This is a genomic window from Mesorhizobium sp. W067 (assembly GCF_054719525.1).
Window position 1 is genome coordinate 2,306,510 of record NZ_JBTTII010000001.1, and the last position, 14,857, is coordinate 2,321,366.

The 14,857-nt window shown below is 62.8% G+C and carries 16 protein-coding genes; 6 read left to right on the forward strand and 10 right to left on the reverse strand.

What is annotated here, in order from left to right; translation table 11 throughout:
* The first annotated feature begins 76 nt into the window (after positions 1–76).
* Positions 77–790, forward strand: a complete 714-nt coding sequence (locus ACYG97_RS11430) for a transcriptional regulator NanR (protein ID WP_023733710.1) — start codon at positions 77–79, stop codon at positions 788–790.
* A 1-nt stretch (position 791) separates the two neighbouring features.
* Here ACYG97_RS11430 and apnL read toward each other — a convergent pair whose 3' ends face one another.
* The 8 genes from apnL to ACYG97_RS11470 form a co-directional block, all read right to left on the reverse strand.
* Positions 792–2,627 carry a D-apionate lactonase gene (apnL, locus tag ACYG97_RS11435; RefSeq protein ID WP_023733711.1) on the reverse strand — a complete coding sequence of 612 codons (1,836 nt, stop codon included), beginning with the start codon at positions 2,625–2,627 and terminating at the stop codon, positions 792–794.
* On the reverse strand, positions 2,624–3,658 hold the full coding sequence (locus tag ACYG97_RS11440) for a Gfo/Idh/MocA family protein (protein WP_023733712.1): 1,035 nt from the start codon (positions 3,656–3,658) through the stop codon (positions 2,624–2,626). The genes apnL and ACYG97_RS11440 overlap by 4 nt, the downstream gene beginning before the upstream one ends.
* A gap of 2 nt (positions 3,659–3,660) precedes the next feature.
* Positions 3,661–4,725 (reverse strand): ABC transporter permease, encoded by a 1,065-nt coding sequence (locus ACYG97_RS11445; protein WP_023681701.1) that lies wholly within the window; start codon positions 4,723–4,725, stop codon positions 3,661–3,663.
* The gene (locus ACYG97_RS11450) at positions 4,718–6,274 is read right to left on the reverse strand and encodes a sugar ABC transporter ATP-binding protein (protein ID WP_023710720.1); all 1,557 of its coding nucleotides are present in this window, start codon (positions 6,272–6,274) and stop codon (positions 4,718–4,720) included. Before ACYG97_RS11450 ends, ACYG97_RS11445 begins: the two co-directional genes overlap by 8 nt.
* On the reverse strand, positions 6,271–6,915 hold the full coding sequence (locus ACYG97_RS11455) for a DUF2291 family protein (protein WP_023733713.1): 645 nt from the start codon (positions 6,913–6,915) through the stop codon (positions 6,271–6,273). Before ACYG97_RS11455 ends, ACYG97_RS11450 begins: the two co-directional genes overlap by 4 nt.
* A 95-nt stretch (positions 6,916–7,010) precedes the next feature.
* Entirely contained in the window at positions 7,011–7,952 is a 942-nt protein-coding gene (locus ACYG97_RS11460; protein WP_023733714.1) for a D-ribose ABC transporter substrate-binding protein, read from the reverse strand.
* Between the two features lie 322 nt (positions 7,953–8,274).
* On the reverse strand, positions 8,275–9,102 hold the full coding sequence (locus ACYG97_RS11465; RefSeq protein ID WP_023733715.1) for a phosphogluconate dehydrogenase C-terminal domain-containing protein: 828 nt from the start codon (positions 9,100–9,102) through the stop codon (positions 8,275–8,277).
* A 219-nt stretch (positions 9,103–9,321) separates the two neighbouring features.
* Positions 9,322–9,549: a KTSC domain-containing protein gene (locus ACYG97_RS11470; RefSeq protein ID WP_023672615.1), complete on the reverse strand. Its 228-nt coding sequence runs from the start codon at positions 9,547–9,549 to the stop codon at positions 9,322–9,324.
* A 148-nt stretch (positions 9,550–9,697) separates the two neighbouring features.
* Here ACYG97_RS11470 and ACYG97_RS11475 point away from each other — a divergent pair, with 148 nt between their 5' ends.
* From ACYG97_RS11475 to ACYG97_RS11495, 5 genes are all read left to right on the forward strand, one after another.
* A complete protein-coding gene (locus ACYG97_RS11475) occupies positions 9,698–10,294 on the forward strand; it encodes an alpha-ketoglutarate-dependent dioxygenase AlkB (RefSeq protein ID WP_023730738.1) in 597 nt (198 codons plus the stop codon).
* A gap of 64 nt (positions 10,295–10,358) precedes the next feature.
* Positions 10,359–10,745 (forward strand): hypothetical protein, encoded by a 387-nt coding sequence (locus ACYG97_RS11480; RefSeq protein ID WP_023733716.1) that lies wholly within the window; start codon positions 10,359–10,361, stop codon positions 10,743–10,745.
* Positions 10,746–10,822: 77 nt separating this feature from the next.
* Positions 10,823–11,257: a cupin domain-containing protein gene (locus tag ACYG97_RS11485; RefSeq protein ID WP_023730736.1), complete on the forward strand. Its 435-nt coding sequence runs from the start codon at positions 10,823–10,825 to the stop codon at positions 11,255–11,257.
* Between the two features lie 124 nt (positions 11,258–11,381).
* Positions 11,382–12,137, forward strand: coding sequence for a copper homeostasis protein CutC (locus tag ACYG97_RS11490; RefSeq protein WP_023733717.1), 756 nt, complete (start codon positions 11,382–11,384; stop codon positions 12,135–12,137).
* Positions 12,137–12,643 carry a GNAT family N-acetyltransferase gene (locus ACYG97_RS11495; RefSeq protein ID WP_023733718.1) on the forward strand — a complete coding sequence of 169 codons (507 nt, stop codon included), beginning with the start codon at positions 12,137–12,139 and terminating at the stop codon, positions 12,641–12,643. Before ACYG97_RS11490 ends, ACYG97_RS11495 begins: the two co-directional genes overlap by 1 nt.
* A gap of 38 nt (positions 12,644–12,681) precedes the next feature.
* Here the strand turns inward: ACYG97_RS11495 and ACYG97_RS11500 are convergent, their stop codons facing one another.
* The gene (locus ACYG97_RS11500; protein ID WP_023672621.1) at positions 12,682–13,701 is read right to left on the reverse strand and encodes an acyltransferase family protein; all 1,020 of its coding nucleotides are present in this window, start codon (positions 13,699–13,701) and stop codon (positions 12,682–12,684) included.
* A 288-nt stretch (positions 13,702–13,989) separates the two neighbouring features.
* Complete coding sequence (locus ACYG97_RS11505) at positions 13,990–14,787, reverse strand: FAD binding domain-containing protein (RefSeq protein ID WP_023733719.1); 798 nt, start codon at positions 14,785–14,787, stop codon at positions 13,990–13,992.
* Positions 14,788–14,857 lie beyond the last annotated feature (70 nt).

Below are 14,857 nucleotides of genomic sequence, written 5' to 3' on the forward strand. Positions count from 1 at the left end.
GATCGGGGCGACGGCCATTCCGGGAATGGCTGTGGCAATGCTAGATAGAGACAGGTCAAGGGAGTGATTCGCGACGATGAACCGTTCGGAGCCGATCATCCGGCGCAAACTTTCCGACGAAGTGTTTTTGCGGCTGAAGCGCCTGATCACCAGCGGAGAATTGACGCCGGGCGACGACATGCCGTCGGAGCGCGAGTTGATGGAGCGCTTCGAGGTCGGCCGTCCCGCGATCCGCGAGGCGATGCAGGCGCTGAGCAATATGGGCCTCGTCGCGATCTCGCATGGGGAACGCGCCAAGGTGCTGCAGCTGACCGCCAAGTCGATCATCAAGCAGGTCGATGGCGCAGCCAAGATCATCCTGTCGTCGTCGAAGGACACGTTGGAACACCTGAAAACGGCGCGCATCTTCTTCGAGCGCGGTATGGTCAGGGAAGCCGCCGAAAACGCCACTGCCGAGGACGTTGAGCAACTGCGGGCCACAATTGCCGAACAGCGTGGCTTTCGCGGCGATTCCGAGGCTTTCATTTCAGCCGACATGAAGTTTCACACCCAGATCGCGGCCATTTCAGGCAACCCGATCTATATCGCCGTCAGCGAGGCGATGCTCGGTTGGCTGAAGGAATATCATACCGAAATGCTGATCTGGACCGGCAAGGAACAGTTCACGCTGACCGAGCATGAAGAGATCATCGGCCGCATCGAGAAGAAGGATGCCGACGGCGCCGAGAAGGCGATGATCAAGCATCTCGAGCGCTCGCGCGCGCTCTATGTGATGAATACCGAAAAATAGTTCAGCCGAACCGGGCAATCGCATAGGGCGCCATCACCAGTTGGCCTCGGCCAAACGCTGAGATGTCGACCGTCACGTCGTTCGCTGTCAGGTTCGCCAGCCACGCGAAGGTCTTGCCCGAAGCGGAGCGGCCGGCCAGCGCCAGCACCTTGGTCTCGTCGCTCGTCCTTGCCGCCACATACGCAAGGCCGGCCATTTCGCAAAGCCCCTTGATGGCATCGAAGATCGGCCGGGGCGATCCTTCCGCGACGGGTTCGCCGGATGCTGCCAGCACGCCGAACGGCCCGGCGAAGCCGGAGAGCGTGAGCAGTTCCAGCCCAGCCGGCGCCACGCGCGCGGCATAGCCGATCCATGCGGCAGCGAACAGGCCGGCATGACGAGGGTCGCGATCGGCCATGGCGATGCGCTGTCCCCCGGGATTGCCCTTCGTCGCGCCGCCATAGGGGTTCTGGCGCATGGCGATCGTCGACGGACCGATGCGGTAGGGCTTTGCCCCGAAGATCGCCCGCGTCGACGGGGTGATGAAGGGCAGCGCCTCCAGCGACTGCATGACGCTGAGATCGTCGGCAGCGTGCACGATCGGGCACGTGCAGTGGGTGACGAAATCGAGCAGGCCCGCCGGCACGCGCTTGCGGTTGAGCTCGGTGAAATAGCTGAACATGCCGCCGCCGAGCCGGATATCGGGAAAGGCGCGACGGGCCGCGGCATAGACGTCTTCGAGCGGCGGACAGTCCGGCCACGCGCTGCCCGGCGGTGTCGACTGCCGGTCAACCGAAGGCGAGACGGCAATGGCCGAAAGCTTCAACCCGGCTTGACGCACCATGTCGGCAACGCCTGACAGCTCGGCATCGAGGTCGCCCGCGCAGGCAACGACGCATTCCAGCGTCGTCTGCACCGGATAGGCGGCGGTGAGCCTTGCATAAGACTGCAATGCTTCGAGACCGTGGCCGCGCGTCGGATCGTAGTGGAAGACAAGTTGCTGCGGGCCGAGCTCGGTCAATGTCGAAAGATTTGCGAGCGCTGCTTCGACCTCATCCGGGTAGATGATCACGCCGAGATCCGGCAGCCTCTGCCCGGTCTCGCCGAGTTCGACGCTGACCGGTTCGGCGGCAGATGCTGCGGCCGGCATTCCCCCCTCGCCGGTGATGCGCAGGCTGACCGTCTGGCTTACAGTTTGGCCGGCCGGCAGCACATAGGGCCAAGGCAGCGCCAGTGGCCGCACATAGGTCTTGTAGGACGCGTCCGACCAGTTGCGCTGGTCCTCCATCTCGAAAGTGTCGCCCTCCATCCGGCATTCGGCAGTGATGCCCGGCCGGACCTCATGGGTGATCGCGCGCAAATCCTTGAAAGGCTGCCAGGGATCGATCAACAGCGGCAGTTTCGTCGCCACCACGCTGCCGTCGGTATGCTCGACCGTGACCGGGCTGCCGGCGAGGCCGGCGATCGGATGCAGGACGCAAAAACCGCAGCGATTGGTCTCGAAATCGCTTTCAGGGACCGCGCTGACGTCGAACACCAGGTGACCGTTGGCGGAGCCCTTGATCGTAGCGCGAAAGTCGAGCCGGCTTCCGCCCGGTGCTAAGCAAGTTGCGGAGTAGCTGACGGAGAAGCTGTCGGCGTCCTGATCGACGGCAAGGTCCGTCAGCGCCGGTTCATAGGTGCCCCAGTCGCGGTCGCGCACGATGTAGGCGATGGCGCGCAACACTTCGATGCCACCGTAACGGATGGTGCGCAGGTTGCCGTTGACAAAGTCGGCGCTGAGCAGACCGGCATTCAGCCTGACCGGCTCCGCCTCGACGGCATGCGTACCGTAGAGGAGGAAGGCGTCGGCTGTCATGTCAGCAAGCCATCCAGGTGGACAGGTTCGTGGCTCGCGGCGCCCAGATAGGCCGCCTCGACCAGCGCGAATGTCTTGAGGTTGTCGGCGCCCGAGGTCGCCGGCTCGGTTCCCTTTGCCAGGCAGTCGACCCAGTGCTGCTGGATGGCGACGACGCTCTCCTGGATGTTGTGCCATGGGCGCGATGCCCAGGCGAGTAAGGGCGGCGAAACGTCGGTGATCTTCGTGCCGCTCCTGCCGGTGACGGTGAGCCGATATCCCTGCGCCAAGCGGATCGTGCCGTCGCTGCCGTCGATCTCGATCAGCGTTTCGGGAAACGGTTCGGTGGCGAGCTTCGTCGCGTAGCTACAGTCGACCACTGACGTCGCCCCGCTCTTGTGGTCCATCAGCATCGTCGCGACATCTTCGCCCGCGATGCCGGGGTTGATGCGCGCGGTTCGCGTCGTGATCGTCGACACGTCGCCCAGTAGAAAACGGGCGATGTCGAGACTGTGGATACCGAGATCCTCGATGATGAAGCGCTTTCCCTTGGCGAGATAGGGCTGGCCGGAAAACACGTCATAGGCGGAGCGGAAGGAGATGCGCCCGAAGAACGGCGTGCCGATCTCGCCGCTGTCGAGCACGGCGCGCACCGCCTGGATCGCCGACTGCCAGCGAAAATTCTCATGCACCATCAGCGGTACGCCGGCTTCCACGCAGGCCCTCACCATCGCCTTGGCGTCGGCAAGCGTCGGCGCGAACGGCTTTTGGCAAATCACCGGCACACGGTGCAGCGCCGCCATCTCGACCAGCGGACGATGGCTGGGAACGGTGGTGGCGATATCGACGAAGTCGAGGCTTTCGCTTGCAAACATCTCTGCCGCGTCGGTGTAGCGCTTCGCAATACCGAACTGGTCGCCGATGATGCGCAGCCGCTCCGGGTCGCGGTCGCAAATGGCGACCATCGCGGCGCCTTCAATGTCGCGCCAGGCATGCATCTGGTTGATGGCAAAGAAGCCGCAGCCGATGAGCCCTCCCCGCAACTCCGCCATGCTCAGCCTGCCTTTGCCATCTGCATCAGCGTCACCCGGCTCTGCAGCCGGCGCTGCGCTTGGTCGACGACGACGGCGACGATGATGACAAGGCCCTTGATCACCATCTGCCAGAAGGAACTCACGCCCATCATCACCAACCCGTCCGAAAGAATGCCGATGACGAAGGCGCCGACAATGGTGCCGCCGATCGTGCCGCGCCCACCCGACATCGAGGTGCCGCCGAGCACTGCCGCCGCGATGGCGTTGAGCTCGAAACTTTCGCCCGTTGCCGGGTGCGAGGCCATCAGTTCCGACGAGATGATCAGGCCGACGATCGCCGCGCAGAAGCCGGAGAACATGTAGACAAACATTTTCACCATGTTGACACGAACGCCCGAAATTCGCGACGCCCGCTCATTGCCGCCGACGGCGAAGATGTGGCGGCCGAGCGGCGTGTATTTGGCGAGATAGGCCGCAGCCAGCGCGACGACGATCAGGATCCAGATCGCCACAGGCAGGCCAAGCAGCCGCCCGGCGCCGAGGAAACCAAACCCGGTGGTGCCGAGCTCCGGCTTGCCGACCAGGTTGGGGAAGGTGCGGCCATCCGACGACAGCAACGCCAGGCCGCGCGCGACATAGAGCACGCCGAGCGTGGCGATGAACGGCGCGACGTTCAGCCTGGTGATCAGCAGTCCGTTGACAGCGCCGATCAATATGCCGACCGCCAGCGTGATCAGCGCGATCTCGACGACGTTGAAATAGATGGTGTAGCCGAATTGCAGGTCGATGCCGTTCAGCACGAGGTAGCCGGCGACCATGCCACACAGACCGACGATCGAGCCGACCGACAGGTCGATGCCGCCGGTGATGATGACGAAGGTCATGCCCATGGCGAGGAAGGCGTTCAGCGCCACATGTTTCGACATCAGGATCAGGTTGGCGGTCGACAGGAAATTCGGCGCCGCGATCGAAAAGAAGATCAAGACGGCGATCAGCGCGATGAACGTCCTCGCCTTCATCAGCGTCAGCAGCAGCGAGCCGCTCGAGACGGAGGAGACAGCCGCCTTGGCCGGGATGTCAGTCATGGGCGCTTTTCTCCGTGTGCGGGGTCGGTCCGTGGCCAAGTGCCGAGGCGGCGACAAGGGCTGCCTCCGTCGCCTCGGAGCGATCGAACATGCCCGTCAGTTTTCCATTGCTCATCACCGCGATGCGATCGGACAGCGCCATCACCTCATCGAGATCCGAGGTGGCGAACAGAATACCGAGCCCATCGCGCGATAGTTTGCGCATGGTGCGGAAGACGTCGGCCTTGGCGCCGACATCGATGCCACGGCTGGGCTCATCCATCAGCAGCACCTTCGGCCCGGTGAGCAGCGCCTTGCCGATCACCACCTTTTGCTGGTTGCCGCCCGACAGCGATGAGACTTCCTGCGCCGGGTCGGCGACCTTGATCGCCAGTTCCCGCACCATCTGCGTCACCGCCTGCTTCTCGTGGCCGCCGCGAATGTGAAACAGGCGGACAAAACGCGACAGGCTGGCCAGTGTCAGATTGCTCGCGACGGACAGGATCGAGACTAGCCCTTCGCGTTGGCGGTCTTCGGGGATCAGCGCCAGCCCGCGCCGGATACGCCGCGTCGTGTCGCGCTCCTTGACCTTTTTGCCGGCGATGAAGATCGCGCCGGTAGCCTGGCCATGGCGGCCCATGATGCAGTCGAACAGCTCGCTGCGCCCAGCGCCCATCAGGCCGTATATGCCGAGGATCTCGCCGGCGCGCAGCGACAGCGAGACGTGATCGACCGCCAGTCCGCCGGTCGCGCGCGGCAGGCAGATGTCCTCGGCGCGGAATATCTCTTCGCCGGGAACATGGCCGTCGGCCTTGGCGAAATCCTTGGCGTCGGAGCCGATCATCTGCCGCACGATCCACCGGGTGTCGACGTTTTTCATCTCTTCCTGGCCGGTGATGTGTCCATCGCGCAGCACGGTGATGTAGTCGCCGATGCGGATCAGCTCTTCCAGCCGGTGCGAGATATAGACGATGGCCACGCCGCGCGCCTTGAGGTCGGCGATCACCTTGAACAGGATCTCGACTTCCGCCGCACTCAGCGCCGAGGTCGGCTCGTCCATGATCAGGATGCGTGCATCGAGCGAGACCGCCTTGGCGATCTCGACCAGCTGCTGCTGGCCGATGCGCAGATCCTCGACCAGCATGTCCGGCCTTATCCCGGCCTGCAGCCGTTCGAGAAATTGCGCCGCGCGACGCTCCTGTTCCTTGCGGTCGATCTTGCGGAACCGGTTGGTGATCTCGCGCGTGGCGAAGATGTTCTCGGCGACGGTCATATTGCCAAACAGGTTCAGCTCCTGGAACACCATGCCGATGCCGCGGTTCACCGCGTCGCCCGATGACGAGAAGGAGACCTCCTCCCCTTCCAGGAGGATCCGGCCGAGCGTCGGCTGTTCGACGCCGGCGATAATCTTCATCAGCGTCGATTTGCCGGCGCCGTTTTCGCCGACCAGCACATTGACCGCCCCCTTGCGTACCTCGAAATTCGCGCGCTTGACCGCGACGGTGCCGGAATAGACCTTCGAGACGTCTTCCAGCTTCAGGATGACATCGTGAGCGGCGGCGGCACTCATGGATTCGGCCCGATCTCTGCCTCCGCCGGTGTCACCAGCGGCAGGTCCTGGCCGCTTTCGAGCGTATAGGCACCGAGAACCTTGGCGGTCCGGCCTTCCAGGGCGTCACGCGGCAGTTTGGCAAGCACGGCCTTGACGGCATAGGCGTTGAACGCCTTGCCGAACTGGGCAAAGTCGATCTGGTTGGTAAAATCGTTGAACTGGATGAAATCGAGGCTGTCGCGCAGCGCGGTTCCCCGCATCGCCGGTCCGATCTGCACCCGCGCATCGGCCTTGCCGTCGCCGTCGACATCGACATCCATGGTCGCTGCCCGCGACTGCGTGTTGGCGGCGATGATCTTGCCCTCGACGCGAACCGCGAAGGTCCATGGCGAATTCGCCTGCTTGTTCGGATTGCCATATTTGGCGCCGGCGGAAGCAGGATCGGTTTTCGCCAGAGCGTGGACCTGGGCAAACGGCCCGGCTTTCTGCTGGAGGTAAGGTACGACCTTCGCGGCCCAGATCTCCTCGACCATCCTGTCAGGATTGAAGACGACGGCATTGCCGCTGTCCCCCGAAGCGGTCGGGAGGATCTTGCAGGCGGTCAGGCTGATGCCGACTGCAACGACAAGGATCGGCCAGTTCGGCTTGTTGTTCAGCATGATGGTTTGTTGTTCAGCATGGTGGTCGGCACCCACGGAAAATGGCGGCGAGGGACGACCCTTGGGTCGCCCCTCGCTATTCATGTCACGCCGGCTCAGTTGGTCAGCGCAAACGTTTCCAGCTTGGCAGCATTGTCGCCATTGACCAGGACGCAGTCCATCAGTTGCTTCTCCTTCTCGGGCGACTTCTTGTTCTTGATGAAGTCGTTGGCCTGCTCGACCGCCATCTGCGCCTGCGCATAGGCCGGCTGCAGCACGGTTGCCTTGATGCCGCCCGCGGTGATCGAATCGCGCACGTCGTTGGATCCGTCGAAACCGACGACGATGACGTCCTTGCGGTTCGCCGCAACCAGCGCCGCATACGCGCCCATGGCCATCGTGTCGTTGCCGGAGATGACGCCCTTGATATCCGGGTTGGCCTGCAGGATCGATTCCATCTTGGAATAGGCTTCCGTCTGGCTCCAGTTGGCCGATTGCTGGGCGACCATCTTCAGGTCCGGATAATCGTCGATGACGTCATGATAGCCCTTCGAGCGAATGCCGGCATTGGTATCGGATTCCTTGCCGACCAGCTCGACGAAATTGCCCTTCTCGCCCATCAGCTTGACGAACTCCTGCGCGCCGAGCTGGGCGCCCTGGTAGTTGTTGGAGACGATCTGAGCCACGGCGACGCCGGTGGCGTTGATCTCGCGATCGATCAGGAACGACGGCACGCCTGCGTCCTTGGCCTTCTGCACGGCAGCGACAGTGGCGTCGGCGCCGGCATTGTCGAGGATGATCGCCTTGGCGCCGCGACCGATCGCCGTATCGATCAATTCGGATTGCTTGTTGGCGTCGTCATCATGGACGAGCACAAGCGCTTCGTAGCCGAGTTCCTTGGCCTTGGCTTCGGCGCCGACGGCTTCCGCCTTGAAGAACGGATTGTCGTGCGAGGGCGTGATGATGGCAATGAGGTCGGCCGCATAGGCGGGTACCGCCGTGCCAAGCGCCAGCATGCCGGCGAACGCCGCAAGTGTCATTCTGCGTGTGAGTTTCATGATGTCCTCCCGTTTGAAAAATTGCCTTGATAAATCAAGGCCTCTGCATTCGAATTCATCGCGCAACGCGGGCCGCCGATCGGTTCAGGCTGAATGCCGGTGCCGGCTTCCAAACGATCGCTGCTCCCCCGCCGTCCCTCCACTCGCCCAGGCTTCGTACTTCCCGCGAACCCTTGCCCAAGCCATCAACAGCTAAGCCAACTGGTATGATGAGTCAATCACTAATTGAGGTGACATGTTCCCACTGAGCAAAACATCTGTTCGTAGTGGCGGGTGTGTCGAGCCATCGAGGCGCTCCGGCAAGCGCCCGACTCGGCCTGTCTCAGGTAATGCGCCGAATGCTCGCGGCGATCTCTTCGGGCTCGAACACCCGCTTCCAGTCGTCGCGCATCAGCACCGGCTTGCCGAATTCGATCGCCTTGTTGCAGGCATCCGAGAATACGCCCTTGGTCTCGCCGAAAATCACGGCGCCGAGCACGTTCATGTGGCCGAGCAGGAAGTCGAGCGCCGCCTGTTGGTCGACGCCTCGCGCGACGACCTCGTCGACGGCTTCCTTCATGACGACAAGCAGTGACGCGCACACCGTCTCCGATAGACCGGGCTCCAGCAGCGCCATCTGTTCGACAGTGACACGGTGCGAGCGCATGACCGGCGCCCAGATGATTTTCGCGACCGCCTCGCCCTTGGCGTAATCCGCTTCCGGTCCCTGCATCAGCGCGCTGACCATATGCTGCTTGGCCTTGACGCCACCAAAATAGTCCTTCTTGGCCGCTATGTCGGTCTCGTCGTTGAAGATCGGCGGATGACAGGGATGGGTGACGAAATAGGTCAGGTCCGGCCGGTTGGGCAGGTGGCCGGCGAAGGGTGCGGCCGCATCGAGCACTATCACCATTGTGCCTGGCGCCAGTTTGCTCTCGATATCAGCCGCCACCTTGCCGATATGCGTGTCGGGAACGGCCAGGATGACAATATCCGCCCCGTCGAGCGCCGCATCGGCACTGACCGCGTCGAAGCCCAGTCCGGTCTTCAGCCGCTCGCGGCCGGCCTCGCTGACCTCGACATGGCGTACCGTGTAGGGCGATCCGCGAAAATTGGTCGACAGGCGGTAACCCATTTTGCCGCCGGCACCGAACAGCGCAATCGTCGTCATCTATCCCTACTCCCGCATTAAACGACGGCCGCGCCGATCGTCATGTTATTAACTGGTATAATCACCTTACCACGAATTGAGGAGTTGAACAGGGCTTTGATGAGGCCATGCGGTCGTCTGTTTGGCATTCCGCTCGCACGTGGCGGGCCTATAGCTGCCTGGGTCCCTGGTCTTCCCAGCCCGAAAACGATCCCTGCGCTGCGACTCCTGGTAGCGCCTTCAGGATCCAGTCACGCGCCGGCGTCGTTCTTCAACCAAATGAAACCGGTAGCGATCGCGTATGAACTCGTTGAAAAATTGCCCTTTCGAGAAGGCGGCGCGGAACGCCGCGTAGGTCTCGGGCTCGACCTCCTCGTAGTCGTAGCGGGCTCCGCTCGGGACGAACCAGACCGAGAGGATTTTCGTCGACGGGTCGTAGTGGGTATTGCGGATGGCAGTGGACGGCATGTCGAAAATCCCGCTTCGTCCCCAAATCTTCTCCAAATCCTGCTTCGAACATGCGTAATGCCGCAACCATGCGGAGGTTCCGACAGGGAGGCGCACCACAACGCCGAAAATCTTGCCCGGGTGGCGAGGCTTCCTATCTCTCCGTCAGATGGCACAGACGAAATCCAGTACAACAGCGTATGCCAGCCAGGGCGATCTCTTCGGCGCGGCCGACACGCTGCCGGAAGGATTTTCTTACCGGCCTAGCCTGATCACAACGGACGAAGAGGCGGAACTGGTCCGTCACCTCAATGAACTGTCCTTCAAGCCCTTCGATTTCCACGGCCACCTTGCCAACCGGCAGGTCGCCGGCTTCGGCTGGCGCTACGACTACGACCGGCGCCAGGTCGTCGAAGCGCCGCCCATCCCGAAATTCCTGCTGCCGCTTCGCGACAAGGTCGCGGATTTTGCCGGCAGGCAGGCCACGGAATTCGCGCAAGTGCTCATCAACGAGTATCGGCCGGGCGCGGGCATAGGTTGGCATCGCGACAAGCCGCATTTCGATCTCGTCGCCGGCGTCTCGCTGCTGGCGCCCTGCAGCTTTCGGCTGCGCCGAAAAAACGGCTCGAAATGGGATCGCGAGACGATCGAGGTTCAGCCGAGATCTGTCTATCTCATTGACGGCCCGGCGCGCCACGAGTGGGAGCACAGCATTCCGCCGGTCGCCGGGCACCGCTATTCGATCACGCTGCGCACTCTGAAATAGGCCACACTCCAAGCCACGCAGCAGCCGCTCTGGAAGGCCGAGCGCAGTTGTGCTTGGATCGCACATGAGCGTGGATCGCAGCAGAGTTTTGGTTACCCGCGTGGCGCTCTTTCTGTGGGCATGCCTGTCCTGCGTTCTGGCTCTGCAGTGGCTCGTCGACCTTGGCATGGTCGGCTTTCCCGACGGATACATAACGCCCTATGCCCGAGCAACGAGCACGCTGTTACATGGCCTTGTCTGGGCATGCCTGGCTCAAAGTCTCTACTTCGCTTGCCGAGCCTTGTTTGGCAAACGCTTCGAGCCTGCTCCTCTCTTCCTGCAAATCCTGATCGCCGCCGCACTGACTGTCGTGCCGGTATTCATCGTAAAACACTGTCCGCGGTCCCAGGTATGCAGCAACATCTATGAAGCGCTCACGAATACGATGATGGACGACGGCACCGGCGGATGACGTTGTGTCTCCAGTAACTGACGAGAGTTAGAACCTTGGCGTCGCGCCGCGCGGTGGCGGTAAAACCTGGAGGAACCATGCGAAAGATCCTGGCATCGATGCTGCTGTTCGCGGCAGCGCTATCTGCAAACCCCGCTCGGGCGCTGGACAGTACCATCCCGCCGGTTGTCGTCACGCCGCTTGCCGATCGCAGCCAGACGGCGTCCGGTCAGCCGATCGTGCTGCCGCAGAAAAATGTCCAGGTCCTGGTTTCAACCTATGACATTGCGGTCGGCGCCACTCTGCCGGTGCACAAGCACCCGTTTGCCCGCTACGCCTATGTCGAGGCCGGGACACTCAAAGTGACGAATGTCGAGACCGGCAACAGCAACACCTACAAGACGGGCGATTTCATCATCGAGATGATCGGCCAATGGCACCAGGCCACCAACATCGGCGACGCCCCGGTCAAGCTGCTGGTCATCGACCAGGCCGAACAAGGCGCCAAGAACACGGTGCTGCAGAAACAATAGATCTCTCGCTACGGACCTAGGCAGGGTTGCCGGGCTGGCCCAAGCAGCGACGGGCTGTTCCGGCTTCCCCACCAACCGAGCCGATGCTAGGGCTGGCCGTCATGCAATCGTGAAGGATCGCCCCTTGGCCGGAAATGCTCGCCCCCTGATCGAAATCTGCGTCGAAGGCATCGATGGACTGCTGGCCGCGCAGGCCGCCGGCGCCGACCGGGTCGAGCTCTGCGCCAGCCTGGTCGAAGGCGGCATCACGCCCAGCCTCGGCACGGTGCGCGCCGCACTCGAGAGCGCGACCATTCCCTTCCATGTCATCGTGCGCCCGCGCGGCGGCGATTTCCTCTACAGCGAGGCCGAATACAGCTCGATGCTCGCCGATGTCGCAGCGCTTCGTGACCTCGGCGTCGCCGGTGTCGTCGTCGGTTGCCTCAATGCCGACGGCACCATCGATGAAACCCGCATGGGCGCGCTGGTCGATGCCGCCTGTCCGCTCGCCGTCACCTGCCACCGCGCCTTCGACATGACGCGCGACCCGGCCGAGGCGCTGGAAGCGCTGATCCGCTGCAAGGTCGGCCGCGTGCTGACCAGCGGCCAGAGGGACACCGCGGTGGAAGGCGCCGGCCTGTTGGCGGATCTCGTCCGCCAGGCCGACGGCCGCATCATCATCCTCGGCTGCGGCGCGCTGGACCCCGAAAACATCGCCGGGGTGCTGGCATCAACCGGGCTGAGGGAACTGCATTTCGCCGCGCTCAAGGACGTACCGAGCGCTATGGCCTACCGCAACCCGCAAGTCGGCATGGGCGGCGCCGATCTCGACCGCGAGTATCGCACCACAGTCACCGATGGGGCGCTGGTTGCGGCGACGATTGCGGCGGCCAGAGCATGATGAGCAAAGCCGTGACTGGGCCGTCGCCGATCAGCCGTGTCTCGCCTCAGGACGAAGCGGCCATCCTCGCACTCAACAACGAGCACGCCGCCGAACTGTCATGGCTTGAGCCGGAACGGCTCTCCTTCCTGCTTGGCGAAGCGTTTTACATCAGGCGCATCGGCGCGCTCGAAGCCTTCATCATGACCTTCGACCAAAATGCGCGCTACGACAGCCCGAATTTCCTCTGGTTCCGCGAGCGCTATCCACGCTTCGTCTATGTCGACCGCGTCGTCGTCGCGGCGCAAGCGCGCGGCCGCGGCCATGCCCGCCGGCTCTACGAGGATCTGTTCGGGGAAGTCACCCGCGCGGGCCACAGCATCGTCACCTGCGAGGTGAATGCCGAACCGCCCAATCCGGCTTCGGACGCCTTCCATGCGGCGCTTGGCTTCGGCGAGGTCGGCGAAGCGGCGATCCATGGCGGCCAGAAGACCGTGCGCTACTACCTCAGGCAGATCGCGGGCTGACACATCGCTGGGCGCCACAGGCCCTTGTGGCCCGCCTGTCACCAATTCCGGTTCAGCCAGGCCCGCGCGGGCTTCTCGACCAGATAGTAGCTGCATAATGCACAGGCGAAGACAGCCGCCAGCATCGGGATCGGTGCACTGCCCTGCTCGGCGACGAATTTGTAGAAGGGCTGTTGCCAGAGATAGAGCGAGTACGACCATAGCCCGATCATCACCATCGGCCTGGATGAAAGCAGGCCGGTAAGATGCCAGTTGCTGGTGTCCAGCGTATTGACGGCAAGCGCCAGCAACGGCACCGCCAGTAGGTAATGGATCGGCGTCGGCACCGGATCGAGGAACAGCAATATAGCCGCCGCCGACACGAGGCTGACATAGGGGCTCGTCAGGAATGCCGGCAGCCGGTCATCGTGCTTGAGCAGGCAGATCGATGCCGACAGCAGGATCGAGGCGATATGCACATCGGTGCGCCAATAGCTGTGCTCGTAATCCATGCCGAGTGCCCAGTACGAAATGGCGCCATTGGCCATCGCCAGCAGCGACAGCGTCACCAGCAGCCGAACGACATTACCCCGCCCGGTCACCACCACGCTGATCAGCGCCAGGATGATGTAGGCATGCTCTTCCACGCATAGCGACCAGATGTGGTCGAGCGCGCCGGCGCGGGTGATGAGAATTCCGGCATAGTTGTAGGTGAATGTCAGCGCCGTCAGCGCCGCCTTCCATTTGAAGCCGATAAAGGTGCCGGAGAGCCCGATCATGGCTGATGTCACGAACACCAGCAGCGCGGGATAGATGCGCGAAAAGCGGCGCTTGAAGAATTTTTTCAGCGGAAAGCGTTCGATGAACAGGATCTCGCCCATCAGCCGGCCTGAAAGCACGAAGAAGAACTCGACGCCGAGCACGCCGAGATTGATCCCGGGAACGGGGAAGAAATGGCCGATCAGCACCAGTGCGATCGAAAGCCCGCGCCAGCCATCGAGATAGGCCAGTCTTGCTCTGGCTGCTTTGTCGGCTGTGGCCCGCGGCAGGGCAACAGACGCTGCGGAGATGTCGGCCATGCCGATCCTCTACGACGCAAGATCTTGGCGCAGCTCACACCGCCGCGCGCAGAATCCACCCCGTGTTCCGCCAAGCTATACATATTGCAGTGCAATATCAGATTGTGCAAGTGCGAGAATGGGGCTGGGCAGTCCCTTGGGAAGTATGCGCCTGTTCTTGCACGGGAATTACCTGAAACAACGGATTTGCGCGTGGCAGCGAACCCGCAAGGACTGGGCAGTTACAGCCCGCCGCAGACGAACAAAGGGGCCGCGATGGCCCCTTTCCTTGTCAGTAGCTTTATGATGTCAGGCATTGGCTGCCGCCACCGCGCGCTTGGCCATCACGGCGATCAAATTGGCGCGGTATTCGGCCGAAGCGTGGAGGTCGGTCATCAAATTCTTAGCCGGCACTTTCACGCCGTCGAGCGCCGATGCGGCAAAATTCTTCGCCAGTGCGGCTTCGATCTCCTTCGAGCGGAACACACCGTCATCGCCGGCACCGGTGACGGCAACGCTGACCCCGTCCTTGCCCTTGGCCACGAACACGCCGACGATCGCATAGCGCGAGGCCGGGTTGCGGAATTTTTCGTAAGCAGCCTTGGCCGGCGCGGTAAAACTCACCGCGGTGATGATCTCGCCTTCTTTCAGCGCCGTTTCGAACAGGCCGGTGAAGAATTTCGCGGCTGAAACCTCGCGCTTGTTGGTGACGATGGTGGCGCCCAGCGCCAAGAGCGCCGCCGGATAATCGGCGGCTGGGTCGTTGTTGGCGACCGAGCCGCCGATCGTGCCCTTGTGGCGCACCGCCGGATCGCCAATCAGCGACGCAAGGTGCGCAAGCGCCGGACAGGCCTTCCGCAGCTTCTCGTCATTGGCGACGTCGTAATGGGTTGTGGCGGCGCCGATGGTGACGGTCTTGCCCGACACCTTGACGCCTTGCAACTCCCTGATCCGCGACAGGTCGATCAGGTCGGACGGTGCGGCGAGCCGCGTCTTCATCGCCGGGATCAGCGTCATGCCGCCTGACAAAAGCCTGGCGTCGCCGCTCTTCACCAGCTTGGCGGCGTCGACGACCGAGGCGGCGCGGTGGTAGTTGACTGCGTACATGGGATCCTCCCTTGAAGTGGTTAGGCAGTAGTGAGTAGGGAATAGGGACGCTGTCATCTCCGGCGATGCC

Excerpts from the sequence above, each read along its gene's own strand:
- ACYG97_RS11445 (WP_023681701.1), bottom strand. The coding sequence starts at position 4,725 with ATGACTGACATCCCGGCCAAGGCGGCTGTCTCCTCCGTCTCGAGCGGC.
- ACYG97_RS11505 (WP_023733719.1), bottom strand. The coding sequence starts at position 14,787 with ATGTACGCAGTCAACTACCACCGCGCCGCCTCGGTCGTCGACGCCGCC.
- ACYG97_RS11495 (WP_023733718.1), top strand. The coding sequence starts at position 12,137 with ATGAGCAAAGCCGTGACTGGGCCGTCGCCGATCAGCCGTGTCTCGCCT.
- ACYG97_RS11455 (WP_023733713.1), bottom strand. The coding sequence starts at position 6,915 with ATGCTGAACAACAAGCCGAACTGGCCGATCCTTGTCGTTGCAGTCGGC.
- ACYG97_RS11430 (WP_023733710.1), top strand. The coding sequence starts at position 77 with ATGAACCGTTCGGAGCCGATCATCCGGCGCAAACTTTCCGACGAAGTG.
- ACYG97_RS11470 (WP_023672615.1), bottom strand. The coding sequence starts at position 9,549 with ATGCCGTCCACTGCCATCCGCAATACCCACTACGACCCGTCGACGAAA.
- ACYG97_RS11450 (WP_023710720.1), bottom strand. The coding sequence starts at position 6,274 with ATGAGTGCCGCCGCCGCTCACGATGTCATCCTGAAGCTGGAAGACGTC.
- ACYG97_RS11485 (WP_023730736.1), top strand. The coding sequence starts at position 10,823 with ATGCGAAAGATCCTGGCATCGATGCTGCTGTTCGCGGCAGCGCTATCT.
- ACYG97_RS11465 (WP_023733715.1), bottom strand. The coding sequence starts at position 9,102 with ATGACGACGATTGCGCTGTTCGGTGCCGGCGGCAAAATGGGTTACCGC.
- ACYG97_RS11440 (WP_023733712.1), bottom strand. The coding sequence starts at position 3,658 with ATGGCGGAGTTGCGGGGAGGGCTCATCGGCTGCGGCTTCTTTGCCATC.
- ACYG97_RS11500 (WP_023672621.1), bottom strand. The coding sequence starts at position 13,701 with ATGGCCGACATCTCCGCAGCGTCTGTTGCCCTGCCGCGGGCCACAGCC.
- ACYG97_RS11460 (WP_023733714.1), bottom strand. The coding sequence starts at position 7,952 with ATGAAACTCACACGCAGAATGACACTTGCGGCGTTCGCCGGCATGCTG.
- apnL (WP_023733711.1), bottom strand. The coding sequence starts at position 2,627 with ATGACAGCCGACGCCTTCCTCCTCTACGGTACGCATGCCGTCGAGGCG.
- ACYG97_RS11480 (WP_023733716.1), top strand. The coding sequence starts at position 10,359 with ATGAGCGTGGATCGCAGCAGAGTTTTGGTTACCCGCGTGGCGCTCTTT.
- ACYG97_RS11475 (WP_023730738.1), top strand. The coding sequence starts at position 9,698 with ATGGCACAGACGAAATCCAGTACAACAGCGTATGCCAGCCAGGGCGAT.